Below are 18,897 nucleotides of genomic sequence, written 5' to 3' on the forward strand. Positions count from 1 at the left end.
CCCGCCGCCGTCACTCGCCGGGGATCAGCACCACTTTCGTCGCCTCGCGGCTGTCGAACAGGCGATATCCTTCGACGGCCTCCGCCAGCGGCAGGCGGTGACTGATGATCACCTCAGGGTCGATCCGGCCCCCCGCCACCAGGGCCAAGGTGGCGTCGATGTCCCGGTGGATGTTGGCCAGGCCGATGCGGAAGCTGATGTCCCGGGTCAGGCTGGTGGCCAGGGGGAAGGGGAAGCTCTCGGCCGTGGTGACCCCCACCGCCGAGATGCGCCCGCCGCCCCGCACCAGCTCGAAGGCCAGGGCCACCGTCCTGGGACCGCCCACCGCCTCGATCACCACGTCGGCCCCCAGGCCCCCCGTCAGCTTGTTGACCTGGGCCACGGGGTTGGTCTCGCTGGCGACGATGGGAACCGCCCCCAGCCGCTCGGCCAGCTCCACCCGGTCGCGCAGCAGGTCGATGGCCAGGACCCGGGCCGCTCCCTGGGCAAGGGCGCTCTGGATCGCCATCAGGCCCACCGGCCCGCAGCCGATCACCGCGACCGTCTCTCCCGGCTGCAGCTGCGCGTTGCGGACCGCGCCGTAGGCGGTGGTGAGGATGTCCCCGCAGAAGAGGGCCTTCTCGTCGCTGAGCTCCCGGGGAATCACCCGCAGGTTGACGTCGGCATAAGGCACCCGGATGAACTCGGCCTGGGATCCGGGCAGGTTGCCGAAGGCCACCCCGTAACCGAACACCCCGTATTCCCGGCACTGGTTGTAGGCGCCCTTCCGGCACATGGGGCAGTGACCGCAGGCGGTGTGGAAGGTGCCCACCACGCGGTCTCCCTTGCGGAAGGCCTGGACGCCGGGTCCCACCTCCTCCACCACGCCGGTGAACTCGTGGCCGCAGACGGACCCCGGCACCATGCCGGGGATGTGACCGTGGTAGATGTGGAGGTCCGAGCCGCAGATGGCGCAGCGGGTGACGCGGACGATGGCGTCACCGGAATGCTGGATCTTGGGCTCGGGGACGTCTTCGATGGCCACCTGGCCCACGCCGCGGTAGGTGACAGCCTTCATGTCAGGCCACCCCTCCCTCGCTCCGGCCGCACCGCCGGGGTCGTCATGGGGCCTTTATGGGGCCGCCATGAGGCCGTCATGCCACCCCTTCGGGGAACTCCGTCTCCACCCGCTGGGCGGAGGTCACCAGCTCCTTGGCGGCGATGACGTAGCCCGACAGCACCCCCATGTCGCCCTTGAGGATCTTGAGCTTGCCCCGCATCATGGCCGCCAGCGGGTCCAGCTGGCCGTCCATCACCTGCTTCCAGGTGTAGGCGTCGGCGCTGATGACGTAGGGAACGTTCTCCAGGTCATCCTTGCCGCCGATGCGGGCATCCCGACACTCGCCCTGGTAGAGGTCCAGGATGATGGCCCGTTCCTCCTCGATGCCCAGGGACGGGTCCGCCTCCAGGACGAAGGCCAGGGGCCACTCCCAGGTCCGGGCCGCCTCGCGATAGTTGGGGTTCGCGTTGATCTGCTCCTTGTAAGCCTTGGCCCACTCCTCGGAAAACGCCTGGTACGCCACCGGCCATCCCCTCCCGAAAACGCGCGGTTCGGAATTGGAGCGAACAGATCACCGAACGGATCACGGGAATGGAACCTGCCGCACCGGTACCGGCATGCCACCGGCCTGCCGGCCCCCTCGCTTCGCTCTCCCGCCGGTCGGCCGGATCCCCCTACGGCCATCCCGTGGCGGCTGTGGGGTCCCCGTCACGGGTGCCGGCCGCCCCTTCCCCCTCGACCGGACGAACCCGGCCGCGGCGGGCAGCCGGCCGTGGCCGCCACCTGGGCGATGAGCGCTCCGGCCACTTCCGGCCGTAACACCCCCTTCGCGATGTACAGCAGGAAGGCGTCGGCGATGGCCTCCGGGCTCTGGGGACCGTCCGGCCGGTACCACACCGTGACCCAGTTCATGGCCCCGAAGCCGAAGAGGCGAAGAAGCCGCAGGTCGACGTCCGCCTGGAAAAGCCCTGCCGCAGCGCCTTCCTCCAATGTACGAGCCCACAGCGCCTCATAGGCATCCCGGGCGGCCACCACCTGTTCGGCCGCCTCCGGGCTCAGGTAGCGGCTCTCCTGCAGGATCACGGCGACGAAGTCCTGGTGCTCCAGGCACGTCAGCAGGTGGGTCCGCAGCCCGGCCCAGATCCGCTCGGCCACCCCGGGACCGGCCGCCGCCATTGCCGCCTCCACCCGGCGGTGGACCACCTGGATCCCGTGCAACATCACCTCGAGCAGCAGCTGGTCCTTGTTGCTGAAGTGGTAGTAGAGGGCTGCCGGGGTGACCCCCAGCGCCGCCGCCAGATCCCGCATGGTGGTGGCGGGGTACCCCTGGCGGGCAAACAGGCTGGCCGCCCGCCGGAGGATGGTCTCCTGTTGTGGTGCCAGGATCTTTCCCTGTGCCAACGCCGTCCCCCCAACCGCCGGTTCACCTCACCGGGCCGGTCCACCGCACCGGGCGGTGGCCGGATTGCCAGCCGGGTTGCTAGCAGGATTACTTAACGTTTATTAAGGGTACATTGGGGTTTCTTTTTCGGCGCTCCCTCGCCAGTTCCTTCCGGATCCCGGGCCAGAATCCTGCCCTGAACTGCCCCGGCCAGCGCCGCAACCCGTGCCCGCCGGCAGGTAGCGGGGGCTAAGCGGGCAGCGTGCCGTCCCCGGTGGTGCCGGGGGCCTGCACCGCCGGGCGGCCCCGCCGGTTCTTTCTGCGGGGACGTACCGACGTACCCAGGGCGCGCCGTCGGCCGGCAGCGACCCGGTGACAGCGCTCCGCCCAGGGTGGACAATAGCGAAGGCAGATCTCGACCGGCCGGTCCTGCGCCGATCCCAGGGGGGAGGGCCGATCCCGGCCAGAGTCCGGTCCCTCCAGGCTGAAGTCCATGCCTGGAGGCCAACAGGGCGAATGCCCGGCGGCCCCTGGGGCGAGCGACCGGCCCAGCCAGAAGCCCGGCCCTCACCGGGGGGTGGATACGGTGGAAATCCAGGCCACGGCTTGGGGTGGCGACATGACGTCCTCTCGGATCGGCATCATCGTGCTGGCGGCCGGTCAGGGGACCCGCATGGGGCGGCTCAAGCAGCTCCTGCCCCTGGGCGATCAGCCCCTGGCCCAGCGGGTGATCGACGCGGCCCTGGCCGCCACGGCAGGCCCGGTGGTGGCCGTCCTGCACCCCGCCGTGGCCGCGGCCGACATCCCCCGGCGCCCCCACCCCTGCCTCCACCCGGTGGTGAATCCCTGGCCCGAGCAGGGCCAGGCCCGGTCGCTGCGGCTCGGCTTGCGCGCCCTCCTTCAGGTCGAACCCGCCCTGGCGGCCGCCATGATCGTCCTGGCCGATCAGCCCTTCATCACCCCCGGGGTGCTGGCGGACCTGGCCGGGGCTTTTGCCCGGGCGGTGAAGCAGGCGGCCACCGGTTCGGCCCCGGGGGGGGCCTCCTGGCCGAGCGGCGCTCCCGTCGCCGCCCGCCCCTTCTGGCAAGGCCGGCCGGGCCACCCGGTGGTCATCGGCCGGCCCCTGTTCGCCGGGGTCCTGGCGCTGGCGGGCGACGAAGGGGCCCGGCCGCTGCTTCAGCGGTACCGGGACCGCGTGCTCGGCTGGCCGGCACCGGGACCGGAGGTCACCCTCGACGTGGACACCTGGGCAGACTACCTGGCCGCCTGCCGGCTGCTGAAGAAGGAGGAACAGCCGTGACCTCGCCACCCCGCCGGCCCGCACCGTCACAGCCCCCTGCCTGGCGGGCGCTGCCTTTGATCCCAGCCCGGGACGAGGGCCTTTGGACCGCCCTCATCCTGCTCCTCTTTGGCCTGGCGGCCTGGGGCACCCGCGTCCCCTGGCTCTTCGCCTTCGGACCGGCCCTGGTCTTCCTGGGCTACCTGGCCCGGGCCCGGCTGGCCTATCTGGCTGGACCGGACCGGCTCCTCATCCAAACCCTGCTGCGCCGGCGGGTGATCCCCTACGCCGCTATCCAGCGGGCCGAATACCTGGAACTGGCCGGGGGCATCCGCCTGCTGGCCACTTATGCGCCGGGGTACGCGGTGGGCTGGTTCTACCTCAGCGGCCTGGGCCGCCAGCTGCTGCTGGGCAGCACCGACCGGGGTCCCGCCGTCCGCCTGCACCTGCACCGGGGCGCGGTGATCGTGACACCGCAGGACCCCGTGGAGGCGCTGGCGCTTCTGGAGGAACGCGGGGTGCCCCTCGACGCCCCCCGCTGGGTCCTCAAAGAAGTGCGCCGCCGCCGCAAGGGTGGGCGCGGTTAGCAACAACGCCACAGACCCAAACACCACCAGGAGGATAAATTTCCAGCACGCCGAATCTGGCCCAAGCCGAATTGGGCCGGTGCGCTCCTGTTTCACAGAAAGGGCGACGGCCGATGCTCAGGAGCCGGCGGCACCCCCCGCAAAGCATCGGGATCGGAATCCTGATCCTGTTGCTGCTGACGGGTTGCACCCCAGGACGCGGCAGCCAGCCGCACGAGGGAGACGGTCCACCGCCAGGTGAGGGCAGGCAGGGGCAACTGCAGCAGTTGGAGCAGGTGCCGCTGACGCCCGTGGATGTCGACTTCGTGAATCCGGACACGGGTTTTGTCCTCGGCGAGGACGGCTGGCTGGCCAGGACGGAAGACGGCGGGGCCTCCTGGCACGTGATCCACCAATTCGGCGAGCCGGTCGGCGGCATCGACTTCGTCTCGGCGAGCGTGGGCTGGGCAACGACCCGCGACGTCATCTGGTCGACGACCGATTCGGGCGCGTCGTGGACCAGGGTCCAGACGCCGTTCCCGCCGGGCTTCGTCGACCTGGTGGGCGAGGGCGTGGCCTGGGCGACCGACGACCGGTTCCGGTTGTACCACACCACCGACGGAGGAAAGCGCTGGGAACCCAAGACAAACCCATGCACTTCGCTCGAGAATCCGGCAGCCTGGTCGGCCTCCTTCATCGGCTCCAATGACGGCTGGTTCATTTGTGGGAGCGATGAAGGTATGGGTGGCGAAACCAAGGTGCTGCTGCGAACGGCGGACGCTGCCCGTACGTGGGAACGCATCGCGGCGGTCGAGCGCGATGGCGATGAGGTGCCGGGCGGCCTCCCCGCGGGTGGCTACGTGGGCGACCTGTTCTTCCTTGACCCGAAGACGGGTTGGTTTGGAACCACCCGGTATGGCGAAGTATGGCATACGCAGGACGGCGGGAAGTCTTGGCAAAAAGTCAACCAGGGGCCGTCCGGCGTGCGGGCCTTTATCGAGCTGGACTTTATCACGGCGGAACTGGGCTGGGGCCTTCTCTTCGTGCAGGGCGACGGCGGCTGGCGCCTGGCCCGGACGCGGGACGGCGGCGTCACCTGGGAGACGGTCAACGTCACCGTCGGAGCACCGCCGGCACCGGGTTCATCTTGACCCGCCACCTGCCTCCTGGTTCCCAGGTCCCTCAGCGGACGGAGCCCCCACCGGCGGTGGAACCGGCACCGCCCGCTCCTTCACCGCCCCTCTACCGCCGGGCCGGCAGGGGCCGGGCCGTTGCGGAACATCCACGACGTTTCCCGCCAGGGTGGCGTCGCCCCCCGTGGCGCAAACCGGGACCCCTCCCGCGAATATCCTTTGCCGAAACGAGCCTGCCGGCGAGCAACCGGCACGGGGGCGGTCCCCAGCCGGCGGGCTCTGGGGGATGCCCGTTCCGCCCATCGCACCCTGTTGCCTTAACGACCGTTCGGTGGAACCGGCCCAGGGCCCGCAGGCTGCTCGCGGGCCGGCCGGGCGACCGGCGGGCGGTGCCGGCGCGGCGCGAGCGCCGCGATGGCCCACCCGGCCCGTCGCCGCCCCGGCGGACCCGCCCGCCGCCCTGAAAGCGAGGGGGGTTTCCATGGCCATGGCCACCCTGCCCCCGCGGCAGGCGGCCACCCCAACCGGCCGGCGGGTTGACCTGTCGGCCGCCTGGTGGTCGTCGCCCCGGTGGGCGGAAGAGAAGAAGCGCATCAAGGCGGAACTGGCCGCCCTGGAAGCTGGCATCACGCCCCGCAAGCGGCTGCGGGCCGTGGTCCGCACCCTGGCCCGCCACGGCCTGCTCTACCTGCTCCAAGACCGCAATGCGGTGAAGGAGCTGGCCGGCACCGGCCCGGGTAGCCCCCAGGACCTGCGCTTGCGCCAGATCGGGCGGCGGGTGCGGCTGGCCTTCCAGGAGTTGGGCCCCACCTTCATCAAGCTGGGGCAGGTGCTCGTAACCCGGCAGGAACTGCTGCCCGAGCCCATCACCATGGAGCTGGCCCAGCTGCTGGACCAGGTCCCGCCCATGCCCTTCCCCTACATGGCCGTCCTGCTGGACGACGAGTTGCCCGACGGCCTGCAGACCTTTGCCTGGATCGACCCCGACCCCATCGGCTCGGCCTCGCTGGCCCAGGTCTACCGCGCCCAGCTGCGGGACGGCCGGCCCTGCGCGGTCAAGGTGGTTCGTCCCCTGGTCGACAAGCTGTTCCAGACGGACATCGCCAACATCGCCAAGCTGGCCCGGCGGCTGCAAAAGCTGCTGCCGCCGCCCATGGCGGCCTCCTCCGACCTGCCCGGGGTGATCCGCGACTACTACAGCAGCGTGGCCAGCGAACTGGACATGCGCATCGAGGCCCGCAACACCAAGGAGGGCCGCGCGATCGTCGAGGAATTCGCCACGCTGGCCGTACCCGAGGTCTATCTGGCCACGCGGCGCGTGCTGGTCACCGAATACATCGACGGGTGGAACATCAAGGACTTCCCCGTCGACTTCTTCACCTTCGAAGAGCGCTTCGAGCGCATGATCGACCTGGCCCACCTCTACATCAAGGAGTTTCTCGACGGGCGCTACCACGCCGACCCCCACGGGTCGAACCTGATGGTCTGCCGCCACACCAGGAAGGTGTACGTCATCGACTGGGGCATGGTCGGGCGGATGGACGCCCTGCACACCGAGGCCATCTTCCGCCACCTGCTGCACATCCGGCTCAACCAGGCCGAAGACGCCGCCGAGGTGATGCTGGACGTCTTCGAGCCCACGCCCTATACCGACGCGGGCCGCCTGAAGGACCAGCTCCGGTCCCTCTACATCCAGTACGTCGACACCGAACAGGCCGGATCCCACAACTGGGGCCATCTGCTGATGGAAGAGATTCGCATCGCCATGGAGAATCATTGCCGCATCCCCGCCGGTCTCTCCCTCTGGGCCAAGGGGTGGTCGGCGGCGGAGGGCACGGCCCGCTGGCTCTGCCCGGAGATCACCTACCACACGGTGGTCGAATCGGCCGACGTACAGATCCTGCGCCGGCTGCTGGCGCGCCGGTTCAACTACCGGGCCAACGCCGCCTGGATTGCCGAGGCTTCGGAGCTTGTGGCCACGCTGCCGCGGCGGCTGAACAAGATCCTGGAGCGGGCGGCGTGGAACGACTTCAAGCTGCCGGTGGAAGGGAGGCTCAGCGAACAGGCGACCCGGAACCTGAACCGGATGGTCAACCGCGCCACCCTGGGCCTGATCTCGGGCAGCTTCTTCCTGGGCTCCGCCCTGCTGGCGGCCCTGGGCGGCGGCACCCTGGACCGGATTCCGGGGCTGGCGGCGGTGACCACCACCGCGCTGTGGGGATCCCTGGGGGTTGGCGTGTACACCGTCTGGCGCGTGTTGCGGTCGAACAAGGCCTGAAAGGCCGAGAGGGAGGGGTGAAGGACCATGTCCATGCAGCATGCAGCCTCCGGCCCGGGCGGGGCCGGGATCGCCCTGGCCCGGGATCCGGGGGGTCCCAGCACAGGAGGAGCGGGGAGGGGACCCCAGGGGGTTCCCGCCCGCCCCGGTGGCGGCTTCCGCGCCTGGAAGGCCCAGCGGCCCTTCTGGGGAGCCACCTTGAGCCTGATCGCCGGGTTCCTCATCCTGTGGATGCCGCTCAACCTGTTTCCCTTCGCGTTCCTGCCCGACACCCTGATCTTCTTGGGATATCTCTTCTCCGGGCTGGTCATCGCCACGGCCATCGCGGGCTTTCTGCTCCCGGCGGCGTCGACGTACCTGGGCATCCTGGTCATCCTGTTCTCCATCGTATCGATCTTCGGCGCCCTGGGCGGCCTGTTCGTGGGAGCCATCCTGGGGATCCTCGGCGGGTCGCTGATGGTCGCCTGGCAACCGGTGATCGTGACCCCCGCGATGATGAACGGGCAGGCCCATGGCGCCGGGGGTGCGACCCCTGGCGAGGACGCGGCGGGCCCGGGTTCCGCCGGTACAGCCCGGGGCCGCGGCCGCAGCGGCACCGGGCTGTACCAGGTGCCGGCCGGCGCCACCGTCCATGCCACCGAGCTGGTACCTGAAGAAGAGATCCGCCAGCGGCCCTGGCTCCGGTACTACCCTGCCGGGGTGCGCCCCCACCTGAACTACCCGGAGATCCCCCTGCAGCGGCTGCTGGAGCGGGCGGCGGAGATGCGGCCCCGGCAGCCGGCCATCCACTTCTTCGGCCGCACCATGACCTACGGCGAGCTGAACCAGCTGGCCGACCGCTTCGCCCGGGGGCTGGCCAACCTGGGCATCCGGCCCGGCGACCGGGTGGCCCTGATGATGCCCAACTGCCCCCAGTTCGTCATCGCCTACTACGGCGCCCTCAAAGCGGGGGCCGTGGTCGTCAACTGCAACCCCCTCTACAGCCCGCGGGAGCTGGAATTCCAGCTCAACGACAGCGGCGCCCGGGTCATCGTCGCCCTGGACCTGATGTATCCCACGGTGCGGCAGGTGGTCCACGCCACGCCCCTCGAGCGGGTGCTGGTGACGCGGATCAACGAGTTCATGTCGCCCCTCCTGGGCCGGCTCTACCCTCTCAAGGCCAAAAAGGACGGCACCTGGGTGGAGATCGGGCGGCATGAGAACGTGCTCTGGTTCGGCCGGCTTCTCCGGGAGGCGCCCCCCGCACCGCCGCCGGTGGAGGTTCAACCCGACGACCTGGCCCTCTTGCAGTACACCGGCGGCACCACCGGTACGGCCAAGGGCGCCATGCTGACCCACCGCAACCTGGTGGCCAACGTGCTGCAGACGGCGGAATGGACCCTGCGGGGCCGCTGGGATGAGGCGCACCAGCAGGTGATCCTGGGCGTCATGCCCTTCTTCCACTCCTACGGCATGACCACGGTGATGAACCTGGCCATCGCCCTGCAGTGCGCCATGGTGCCCCTGCCGCGCTTCGAGGCGGAGATGGTGATCAAGGCCATCGCCAAGTACCGGCCCACCATGGTGCCGGGAGTGCCCACGATGTACGTGGCCTTGATGAACCATCCCAAGTTCCACAGGATCGACGTCTCGTCCATCGAGGCCTGTGTCAGCGGGGCGGCTCCCCTGCCCCTGGAGGTGCAGGAGCGCTTCGAGGCCAGCACCGGCGGCCAGCTGGTGGAAGGGTACGGCCTGACGGAGGCCTCGCCGGTCACCCACGCCAATCCCCCCAACGAGTACAAGCGCAACGGGACCATCGGGCTCCCCGTGCCCGACACCGAGGCCCGCATCGTCGACATCGAGACCGGGACCCGGGTGCTGGGGCCGGGCGAGGTAGGCGAGCTCATCATCCGCGGTCCCCAGGTGATGAAGGGCTACTGGAACCGGCCCGAGGAAACGGCCCGAACCCTGCGGGACGGCTGGCTCTACACCGGCGACATCGCCACCATGGACGAAGACGGCTTCTTCCGGATCGTGGACCGGAAGAAGGAGATGATCATCAGCGGCGGCTACAACGTCTACCCCCGCGAGGTGGAAGAGGTCCTCTACGAGCACCCCAAGGTCCTGGAGGCCGCCGTCATCGGTGCCCCCGACCCCTATCGCGGCGAGATGGTCAAGGCCTTCGTGGTGCTCAAGCCCGGCCAGACCGCCACGGAGCAGGAGATCATCGAGTTCTGCCGCCAGCGCCTGGCCAAGTACAAGGTGCCGCGGGCCGTGGAGTTCCGCAGCGAACTGCCCAAGACGCTGATCGGCAAGGTGCTGCGCCGGGCCCTGCTGGAAGAGGAGCGCCGGAAGCAACCCGAGGGCAGCCCCGCGGCGCCCTCCCAGGGCACCGGTTCTGCGGGAACCGCCGCCACCGAAAGCGCCGTCGAGGAAGCGGGCCCCGGGCGTACCGGCGCAGGCAGCGACGATGCCGGTGCCGCTGGCACGGCTGGCGGGGGAACCGGCGCCCCGGCCGGCGCGGCGGCTGCGGGCGAACCGGCCGGCGGGCCGGGCCACCTCCCGCCCGAACCGCCCGCCCGCCTGGTCACGCCGCAGGAGCTGCTGGAGCCGGGACCCCAGGGCGAGGCCGCCGAGGGCGAAGGCGACTGGCGCAAGTGGTTCCGGTAAGGCCCAGATCGCACCAGGCGGGAGGTGACCCTATGCCGGCCAGCAACGGGCGCCGCATGACGATGGAAGAGCGGATCCAGGCCTTCTTCCGGCAGAGCGGCGGCCCCAACAACCCGCAGATCCCCAAGCTGGTCGAAAAGCACCTGCTCTACGGCAAGGACCACGGCATCCCCGGTTACCGGGAGACCTTCGCCGACGCCTTCATCGACGCCGTGGTGGGCGACCCCTCGCTGCTTTTGATCTACGAGCGGCTGCAGCGCTGGCGGGCCCAGCGCCAGCGGGAGCGCCAGCAGGCCGGTGGGGCCGGAGGAAGCACCGATCCGGAACTGTTGCGGCGTTTGGAGCGGCTGGAGCGGGAGGTGGCCCGGCTGCGGGAGGCCGTCGAGCGGCTCGGGTAGAGCGTCTAGGTGGAACGGAATCAAGGCGAGGCGCCATGTGCAGCCGGGCCCGGGGATCCCAGGCCCCCGGGCCCGCCCCTACGTGGCCCGCCGGGGGGACGCACCTCCGGCGGCTCGCGACGACGTCAGAGCCTCGTCGAGCCGGAAGATCGGGAATGGGGAGCGAAGATGGGGATCGCCCGGTGTGGGGGAGCCGGGCCGGTTCGGGTGGGTGGACCAGCACACCACGCGTCACGGGGAGGGATCGCCCCATGCGATCCGGCACGGGGCGGGAGCGGGCGAAAGCACCTGCCCGCCGGGACGGCGGCCGGGTGTTCCGGCCTGGTGACCTGTTCCTCCGTCGGGTGAAGGGGTTTAGGCTGGTCCGGTGCATCCTTCCGGGGTTTGACAGCCGGCCCCTGGGTCTGAGCCGGCGGGCAGCCGGCGCCTTCACCGCCCTGTTCTCGCTTCTGGCGTCCACCCTCACCCCGGTGGCTGAGGCCCTGGCCCCGGCCGCCGCGGCCGCGGCGCCGGCGGCGGCCGCCCTGGGCCTGGCCGCGGCGGCCACCCTGGTTTCTCCCGCCCGCCCGGCGGAAGCGGCTCCCACGGGCTACGTGCGGATGAGCGACGGCGTGCTCATCGCCGTCAACGTCCGCATGCCCGACGATTACGTGCCCGGGCGCAAGTACCCGGCCATCTTCCTGATGGACGGCTACGACGGCGGTTCCTCCAGCGGCACCACCATTGCCGGCGTGGCCGACAGCCGCACCCAGCTGACCTGGATGTTCAACCCGCACTACGTCACGGTGCACGCCTCCATCCGCGGCACCGGCTGCTCCGGGGGCGAGTTCGACCTGTTCAGCTGGCGCACGGCCGTGGACGGCCGGGAGGTGATCGAGTGGATCGCCCGCCAGCCGTGGTCGAACGGCAAGGTGGGCATCATGGGCCACTCCTACAGTGGCCTGACCGGTTTCATGGTGGCCGCCACCCAGCCGCCCCACCTGGTGGCGGTGACCGTGTCCGGGCTGATCGACGACCTGTACCGGGGCATCGTGTACCCCGGCGGCGTCTCCAACTACGGCTTCCCCCTGCTCTGGACGGGCATCATCCGGCCCGCCTACGAGCTGGGCGGCGGCGTGGCACCGGGCATCCTGGCAGCGGACCATGTGTGCGCCCAGAACGTGGCCTCCCACCGCCGCAACCTCGCCGGCGACCCGATCCTCCAGGGGCTGGCCTCGGACACGGACAACGACTGGTACCGCTCCCGCTCGCTGATCACCTACGCCGATCGGATCCGCGTGCCCATCCACATCACCGGGGCCTACCAGGACGAGCAGACGGGCCCCCGCGGGCCGGCCCACCTGTGGGAAGCGGTGCAGGGCGTGCCCAAGCGCCTGGTCCTGACCAACGGCGTGCACGGCACCCAGATGGACCCGCCCGAGATCTGGAAGGACCGGCTGGCGTGGATGGACCACTGGTTGCGCGGGGTCGACGGCGGGTTCGGCACCCTGAGCCAGAAGCGGACCTCGGTGGTCACCCTGCTGGAGCTGCACCGCCAGGGCGGCGTGCTGGTGTCCAACGGCCGGAAGGTCTCCCGCACCTTCCCTCTGGAGGATACCCGCTGGACCAGCTGGTACCTGCACGGGGACGGAAGCCTTTCCACCACCCCGCCCGCCGCGGCGGAAGAACCGGCCCGCTACCTCTCCGGCCCCGGCCGCCACTCCTGGAGCTACCAGCTAGGGCCGTCGGCGGGCCCGCCCCTGACCACCGCCCACCTGCCCGATGAGGTGGAGTACCACAGCGAGCCCTTTGACCGGCCGGTGCTCATCGCCGGACCCATCACCGCCACCCTCTACCTGTCGACCACGGCCCCCGACACGGAGCTCTTCGTCCAGCTGATCGACGAAGGGCCCGACGGCAGCCGCAGCTACCTGCAGCGGGGCCTCTTGCGGGCGGCCCACCGGGCGGTGGACTACAGCCAGAGCGACTACGCCGACAACGTGCTCTACCGGCCCCACCATCCCCACACCAACGCCGAGCTGGTGACGCCGGGACAGGTGGAGGAGTACCTGATCGAGATCTTCCCCGTGGGCCACGTCTTCCGGCCCGGCCACCGGCTGGTGGTCAAGGTCCATGCCCCGCCGCTGCTGGACAGCTATTACCTCTACGTCCCGCGGCGGGTGCCGTCCATCAACACCATCTACCACGACCCCCAGCACCCCTCGCGCCTGATGTTGCCGGTGGTGCCCCTGACGGGCGTGAAGCTGGGACCCGAACTGCCCTGCGGCGCCCAGGTGGGGGTGCGGTGCATCCCGGCAGGCAGCCGGGAGTTCCTGCCCGGCGGCGGTGATCCGGGCTCGAGCGGCGGCACCCAGCCGGCCCCCTCGGCCCGCCTCACCGGCCAGGGGCACGTGGAGATCCGCATCAGCTCCGGCACGCCGCTGCGATAGAGGGCCAACCCGCAGGCAGCGGCGCTGCCCTGCGCGTCAGCGGGCTCCGCCGCCAAGCGGGGTGCGTGGCACGCTGCGGGTACACAGTGCGCTACGAGTGCGCGTCACGCTGCCTTCGGTGCCTGGCCAAGGACGGGGCGAGGCCCCGGCATGGGGGGCCAGCAGCAGGGGGAAGCCGGGTGCCCAAACCCCCGCCCACGGCGAATCCGGGCGGCGGACCCGCCCCGAGGGAACGGCGAAACCGGGCGGTGACCCGCCCCGGCGGAACGGCGAAACCGGACGGCGAACCCGCCCCGCCCACGGCGAATCAAGGCGGCGACCCCGCCCGGGACAAGCGGTGGTGGCCGGCGAGCCGAAGGGGGGCCACGCCATCCGGCGTGGCCCCCTTTTCCTACCGGGCTTCTCGTCTCGTTCCTGCCGGGCTTCTCGTCTCGCCGCGGGTTCGGCGCTCGGCCGCGCCATGATCGCCATCGACCCACGATGGATCCGGTGAGCGTGCCGCGTTCAGCGGGGTGGCACCGGCGGGGCATGCCCTCTGTTTCCGGGGCCGGGCCAGGCTTCGACCTCCGCCCGGGACGGCATGGAAGGCTGGGCGCCGGGCCGCGTGACGGAAATCCCCGCCGCCCGGGTGGCGAATTGCAGGGCTTCTTCGACGGGCCGTTCTTCCGCCAGAGCCACCGCCAGGGCACCGGCGAAGGTGTCCCCCGCCGCCGTGGTGTCGACCGCCACCACGGGTAGCGCCGGAATGGCCTGGGCCGCTCCCGCCGGCGGGACGTAGAGACAGCCCCGCTCGCCCAGGGTGACCACCACGTGGATCCGGCCCTCGCCCAGGCGGCGGGCCGCAGCTTCCAGCGTCCCGGTCCCACCCGCACCCGCCGCCCCCGCCGCTGGCCCCGCCACCGGCCGCCCGGGCCCGGGGACGGAAGAACCGCCCACTGCCCCTGGGGCCGGAGGCTCTGCCGGGGAACCCGAGCCGGGCGGGCCGGCCTCCCCGCCCACCAGCGCCCACAGCTCATGCTCGTTGGGCACCAGCCAGTCCACCGCCTCCAGCAAGCCGGGCGGCAGGGGATCAGGAGGGACGGGAGCAGGCGTCAGGATCACCGTCACCCCCGCCGCCCGGGCCACCCGGGCGGCCTGTTCGACCAGGGGCAGGGGCGATTCCAGCTGCAGGAGCAGCACCCGGGCCGAGGCGATGCAGCGGCGGGCCGCGGCGTCCAGTTCCTTGAAGTGGGCGTTGGCCCCGGGAACCACCACGATCCGGTTGGCCCCACCGGCTTCCACGGTGATGGCGGCCACACCGCTGGGTCCCGGCACCCTTCGCACCCCCGCGGTGTCGATGCCCTCGGCCCTGAGGGCGGCTACCAGCTGGTCGCCGAAGGCGTCGTCCCCGGCACAGCCCAGCATGGCCACCGGCGCCCCGAGGCGGGCGGCCGCGACGGCCTGGTTCGCCCCCTTGCCGCCGCAGGCGGTGAAGAACCGCTCGCCGGACACCGTCTCGCCCTGCTCGGGGGCGCGGCGGCAAACCACCACCAGGTCCATGTTGAGGCTGCCGGCCACCACCACGGCCGGCCGGGACGCGGGCGGGCAGCCCGCCGGCCGGGATCCGGCCTGAAGTGCACGATCGTCCCGCGTAAAGGACGACGGAGCGCACCCGCCGCCTTGCGGTTCACCGGAGTCGCCTTGCGGTTCAGCGGTGCCGTCTTGCGGTTCCATCACGGACTCCCCCTGCCGCCCCCGGGGTGCTCGGCCTTCCTTCCCAGGGGGTCTCCGGTTGCCACCAGACTTGCCCTCGGGTCCTCCGGCCGGGCGCAGGCCGGCGGGGTCCCAGGCCGCCTTGCCCTTACGGCGCTCCGGCCCGGGGCTGGCCAGTGCGATCCCAAGCCGCCTTGCCCTCAGGGCACCTCGGCCGCCGCCTGGTTGGCGTGGTCCCAGGCCGCCTGCCTGTCCGTAGCCGTCCAGCCCGACGGCACAGCACCCGGCCGCTGGGCCACCCACGCCGCCACGAATCGCCCCAGCCGGGCGGCCGCCTCGGGACCAAGGCCCGCCCGGAGGCCGGCCAGCATGCCGGCATTCCAGGCATCGCCGCAGCCCGTGGTGTCGATCACCTGCGGCACGGGCAGCGCCTCGACCCGCCAGCGACGGCCCAAGGCCACCCCCCAGGCGCCCCGCGGGCCGGCCTTGACCCCCACCAGGGGGAAGAACCGGCCGAGCCGCTCCGCCGCCCCATCCCTGAAGGCCCCGCCCGCCAGGACCGCCGCCTCCTCCTCGTTGGCGAAGAGGATCGAGGCCCCCTGCCACTGTTGCAGGATGCCCTCGGGTCCCTGCCGGGCAAGGAGCGCCGCCGACGAAGCGTCGACGGCCACGGGCACCCCCGCCTTCAGCGCCCGCGCCATCACCGCGCGGGCCGCGTCCCGGGCGCCCTCCCAGAAAAAGGAGTAGCCGGTGAGATAGCAGAGGCCGGCCCCCTCCACCAGGCCGGGCGGCAAGTCGCTGGCCTCCAGGCGGTGGTTGGCCCCCGGGCCGATCACCATGGACTTCTCCCCGTCCGGTCCCACCAGCGCCAGGATGACGCCCGTGGGCGCCTGGTCGTCCCGGACGGCCCGGACCTCCACGCCCTCGGCCTCCAGGGCGGCGGCCAGTGCCTGGCCCAGGGGATCCCGGCCCACCCGGCCGCAAAACACCACGGGCACCCCCAACCGGGCCAGCCAGGCGGCGGTGTTGGCCGCCGAGCCACCCTGGCGGGGGTGCAGGGCGCCCCAGGTGTCACTGCCGCGGTGCAGTCGCTCCGGAACCTGGACGACCAGATCCAGCACCAGGTCACCGGCCACCACAACGGGCCCCTGCCGCCGGATCGGAAGAAAGGGGCGGCCCGCCGGAGGCACCGGGCGCCCTGACGGCCGGCCGCCCGCCGTGCCGGCGGGGCGTACCCCCGTGGTGTCCAGCCCTGGACCCCCTCCATCCATCGTGGTCACCGCAGCGCCGGCCGCCCTCCCCGCCCCCGGGCGGCTGGTTCTTCCGGCCCGGGGCCGGCCGGGAAGGGCGGGAGCCCGCACAGGCTGCGGGCAATGGCTGCGCCCAGCCGGGCATTGTTCAGCACCAGGGCCCGGTTGGCGGCCACCGTCCGTCCCCCGCTCAGGGCGTGGAGCCGCGCCAGCAGAAAGGGCGTGACCGCCTTGCCCTTGACCCCCTCTGCCGCCAGGTCGGCCTCGGCCTGGGCCAGCCACCGGTTGAACTCCGCCTCGTCCACGGCGTCGGCGAGGGGAATGGGATTGGCCACCACCACGGCGCCCGGGAGCCCGAGAGCCCGCCGGGCCCGCAGCACCGCCGCCGCATCGTCCGGGGAGTCGATGCGGGCGTCCACGGGCAGTCCCGTGGAGCGAAGGTAAAAGCCCGGAAACTCGCTGGTCCCGTATCCCAGCACCGTGACGCCATGGGTCTCCAGGTACTCCAGGGTCGCCGCCACGTCCAGCACCGTCTTGGCCCCCGCCGACACCACCACCAGGGACAGCCGGGCCAGGGCCGGCAGGTCGGCCGAGATGTCCAGGGTCTGCCCCCAGCCGCGGTGGACCCCGCCCAGGCCGCCCGTGACGAACACGTCGATGCCCGCCCAGGCCGCCACCTGGGCTGTCGACGCGACGGTGGTGGCGGCGCTGCGCCCGAGGGCGCAAAGCACCGGCAAGTCACGGATGGACGCCTTGGGCAGGTCGGGGCTCCGGGCCACCCGCTCCAGTTCCGCCCGGTTCAACCCCACCCGCAGGCAGCCGTCGAGAATCGCCACCGTGGCCGGGACGGCACCGGCCCGCCGGACCTCCTCTTCCACCGCCAGGGCCATCTCGAGGTTGTCGGGATATGGAAAACCGTGGGCGATGATGGTCGACTCCAGGGCCACCACCGGCCGGCCCCGGCTCAGCGCCTCCCGCACCTCGTCCCCCAGGTGGAACCGGGGCGGTTGGGAACCCGGCTGGAACCCGCCCTGGGGCCCGGTGCGAGTCCCGCTCCGGGAAGGGGCGGGTGGCGCCGCTGGTCCGGTCGGGGCCGGTGGGCCGCCGGGGCCCTCCTGTCGCGCCGGGGACGCCCCGCCCTGGGACGGGGTCTGGGACGGGGTCTGGGACGTCATCCTCGTGCTCGCTCCTCCTCGGCCCGGGGGTGAATGGGGCCCGGCCGGTCGCGGAGGAACCCGCCCTTCCGGCCGTACCGCACCGCCTGCACCTCCGCCAGCAGGCTGCAGGCGATCTCCTCGGGCGTCTCGCCCCCGGTGTCAAGCCCCACGGGGGCATGGATCCGGGCCAGTTGTTCCTCCGCCGGCTCGATCCCGCGCCGGCGAAGTTCTTCCAAGAGCCGCTCCGCCCGGTGGCGGGGGCCCAGAAGGCCAATATACCGCACCGGGCTGTCCAGAACGGCCTCGAGAAAGCCCGCGTCCTGCAAGAAGTTGTGGGTCATGATGACCACGAAGGTGCGATCATCCAGGGTGACGTGGCGCCTCAAGTCCTCGGGGTGGGTGCGCACCACCCGCCGCGCCCGGGGGAACCGGTCCGGCCGGGCAAAGGACGGCCGGCTGTCCGCCACCACCACGTCGTAGCCCAAGGGCGCCGCCGTCTCCACCACGGGCACCGCGTCGTGCCCGGCCCCGCAAACCAGAAGAACCGGCGGCGGCAGCACGACCTCGATGAAGAACTCGCCCCCGCCCGGCACGGCCAGGGTGCCCGTGCGGCCGGCGGCCAGCCACTGGCGGGCCGCGGCGGCGCAGTGGGCGTCCAGCTCCGGCGAGCCCAGGGAGCCTTCGCTGCTGCCGTCCGCCCACACCACCAGCTGCCGGCGGGGGACCGACCGGCCGGCGCCGCCCCCCGCCGGGCGGCCGGTCCCGCGGGCCCCCGTCGCGCCGGCCCCGGTCGCGCCATCCCCCGCCGTCCCAGGCGGCAGGGCTCCCGGGGCTGCGCCATCACCGGCTTCACGGGGGACGCCGTCCCCCTCGCCCGGCCACGCCGTACCGCAGCCGGCCACCGCCCCGCTCGCGTCCGGATCGCCCGCGGCGCCCGCTGCCGGCTCGGCGCCCGCCGGGTCCCGGGGTTCCAGGGGGGGCAGGGGCACCACCACGGCCAGGCGATGCCCCTGCTCCCGCCAGCGGAGCACCTGCCCGTGTCCGGATTGCAGCGGCTCGATCAGCACGTCGACCGCCCCGTTGCAGCCCAGACCCAGGCCCCAGAGGGCATCGTCGTCGGCCGTCATATCGTACCCGACCCGCCGGGGTCGCCCCGTGGCGATGACCTCCGCCGCCACCGCCAGGACGTCGCCCTCCAGGCAGCCGCCGCTCAGGCTCCCCACCGGCTCCCCTGCGGCGGGGATCCACATCCGGGCCCCTTCCCGCCGGTAGGTGGACCCCCGCGCCCGGGTGATGGTCGCCACCGCGCCCGCCCGGCCCTCCTCCAGGGCCGCCAGGATGGCTGCCGTCACCGCCTCCATGGTTCCACCCCTCTCCCGGACTCTCCCGAAGGCCCTCGCGTACGACGCTCCGTATCCACCGCGCCGCCTACCCACCCCCGGCGCCGGCGAACCCGACCTCGCCCACCGCCGGCCCCACGCCGGCCACCGCCGGCCCCCACGCCACCTCGAGCCATACCGCCGGGCCCCGGCTCCGAGGCCGGCCAACCCGACGTCGCCCCGCTCCGTCCCCGCCGCCGCCCGGCGCCGGCCCGAAGGGCGCCCCCAACCGTACCGCCTGGCGCCGCCCCCACACCGGCCCCCACG

Annotated in this window: 14 protein-coding genes; 7 read left to right on the forward strand and 7 right to left on the reverse strand. The window is 72.3% G+C overall.

What is annotated here, in order from left to right; genetic code table 11:
- Positions 1-10: 10 nt before the first annotated feature.
- From DYI95_RS07580 to DYI95_RS07590, 3 genes are all read right to left on the reverse strand, one after another.
- Positions 11-1,057, reverse strand: a complete 1,047-nt coding sequence (locus DYI95_RS07580) for an alcohol dehydrogenase family protein (protein ID WP_116900387.1) — start codon at positions 1,055-1,057, stop codon at positions 11-13.
- A gap of 76 nt (positions 1,058-1,133) precedes the next feature.
- Complete coding sequence (locus tag DYI95_RS07585; RefSeq protein ID WP_116900386.1) at positions 1,134-1,562, reverse strand: SCP2 sterol-binding domain-containing protein; 429 nt, start codon at positions 1,560-1,562, stop codon at positions 1,134-1,136.
- A gap of 185 nt (positions 1,563-1,747) precedes the next feature.
- A complete protein-coding gene (locus DYI95_RS07590; protein ID WP_116900385.1) occupies positions 1,748-2,440 on the reverse strand; it encodes a TetR/AcrR family transcriptional regulator in 693 nt (230 codons plus the stop codon).
- A 566-nt stretch (positions 2,441-3,006) separates the two neighbouring features.
- Here DYI95_RS07590 and DYI95_RS07595 point away from each other — a divergent pair.
- From DYI95_RS07595 to DYI95_RS07625, 7 genes are all read left to right on the forward strand, one after another.
- Positions 3,007-3,720, forward strand: a complete 714-nt coding sequence (locus DYI95_RS07595) for an NTP transferase domain-containing protein (RefSeq protein ID WP_243149678.1) — start codon at positions 3,007-3,009, stop codon at positions 3,718-3,720.
- Complete coding sequence (locus tag DYI95_RS07600) at positions 3,717-4,286, forward strand: PH domain-containing protein (protein ID WP_116900384.1); 570 nt, start codon at positions 3,717-3,719, stop codon at positions 4,284-4,286. Before DYI95_RS07595 ends, DYI95_RS07600 begins: the two co-directional genes overlap by 4 nt.
- 275 nt (positions 4,287-4,561) lie before the next feature.
- Entirely contained in the window at positions 4,562-5,416 is an 855-nt protein-coding gene (locus tag DYI95_RS07605; protein ID WP_243149965.1) for a YCF48-related protein, read from the forward strand.
- A 463-nt stretch (positions 5,417-5,879) separates the two neighbouring features.
- Positions 5,880-7,676, forward strand: coding sequence for an AarF/ABC1/UbiB kinase family protein (locus DYI95_RS07610; RefSeq protein WP_116900382.1), 1,797 nt, complete (start codon positions 5,880-5,882; stop codon positions 7,674-7,676).
- Positions 7,677-7,703: 27 nt separating this feature from the next.
- The gene (locus DYI95_RS13270) at positions 7,704-10,325 is read left to right on the forward strand and encodes a long-chain-fatty-acid--CoA ligase (protein WP_371731860.1); all 2,622 of its coding nucleotides are present in this window, start codon (positions 7,704-7,706) and stop codon (positions 10,323-10,325) included.
- 32 nt (positions 10,326-10,357) lie between these two features.
- Positions 10,358-10,723 carry a hypothetical protein gene (locus DYI95_RS07620; protein ID WP_116900381.1) on the forward strand — a complete coding sequence of 122 codons (366 nt, stop codon included), beginning with the start codon at positions 10,358-10,360 and terminating at the stop codon, positions 10,721-10,723.
- A 251-nt stretch (positions 10,724-10,974) separates the two neighbouring features.
- A complete protein-coding gene (locus DYI95_RS07625; RefSeq protein WP_116900380.1) occupies positions 10,975-13,152 on the forward strand; it encodes a CocE/NonD family hydrolase in 2,178 nt (725 codons plus the stop codon).
- A gap of 504 nt (positions 13,153-13,656) precedes the next feature.
- On the opposite strand, the gene DYI95_RS12635 is transcribed toward DYI95_RS07625, so the two are convergent.
- The 4 genes from DYI95_RS12635 to DYI95_RS07645 form a co-directional block, all read right to left on the reverse strand.
- A complete protein-coding gene (locus tag DYI95_RS12635; protein WP_116900378.1) occupies positions 13,657-14,865 on the reverse strand; it encodes a ribokinase in 1,209 nt (402 codons plus the stop codon).
- 179 nt (positions 14,866-15,044) lie between these two features.
- Entirely contained in the window at positions 15,045-15,980 is a 936-nt protein-coding gene (locus DYI95_RS07635; RefSeq protein ID WP_158556039.1) for a carbohydrate kinase family protein, read from the reverse strand.
- Between the two features lie 140 nt (positions 15,981-16,120).
- Complete coding sequence (locus DYI95_RS07640) at positions 16,121-17,269, reverse strand: pseudouridine-5'-phosphate glycosidase (RefSeq protein ID WP_116900376.1); 1,149 nt, start codon at positions 17,267-17,269, stop codon at positions 16,121-16,123.
- Positions 17,266-18,612 (reverse strand): XdhC family protein, encoded by a 1,347-nt coding sequence (locus tag DYI95_RS07645; protein ID WP_116900375.1) that lies wholly within the window; start codon positions 18,610-18,612, stop codon positions 17,266-17,268. Before DYI95_RS07645 ends, DYI95_RS07640 begins: the two co-directional genes overlap by 4 nt.
- Positions 18,613-18,897 lie beyond the last annotated feature (285 nt).

Source organism: Thermaerobacter sp. PB12/4term, from assembly GCF_003403315.2.
In the GTDB taxonomy this organism is placed as follows: domain Bacteria; phylum Bacillota; class Sulfobacillia; order Thermaerobacterales; family Thermaerobacteraceae; genus Thermaerobacter.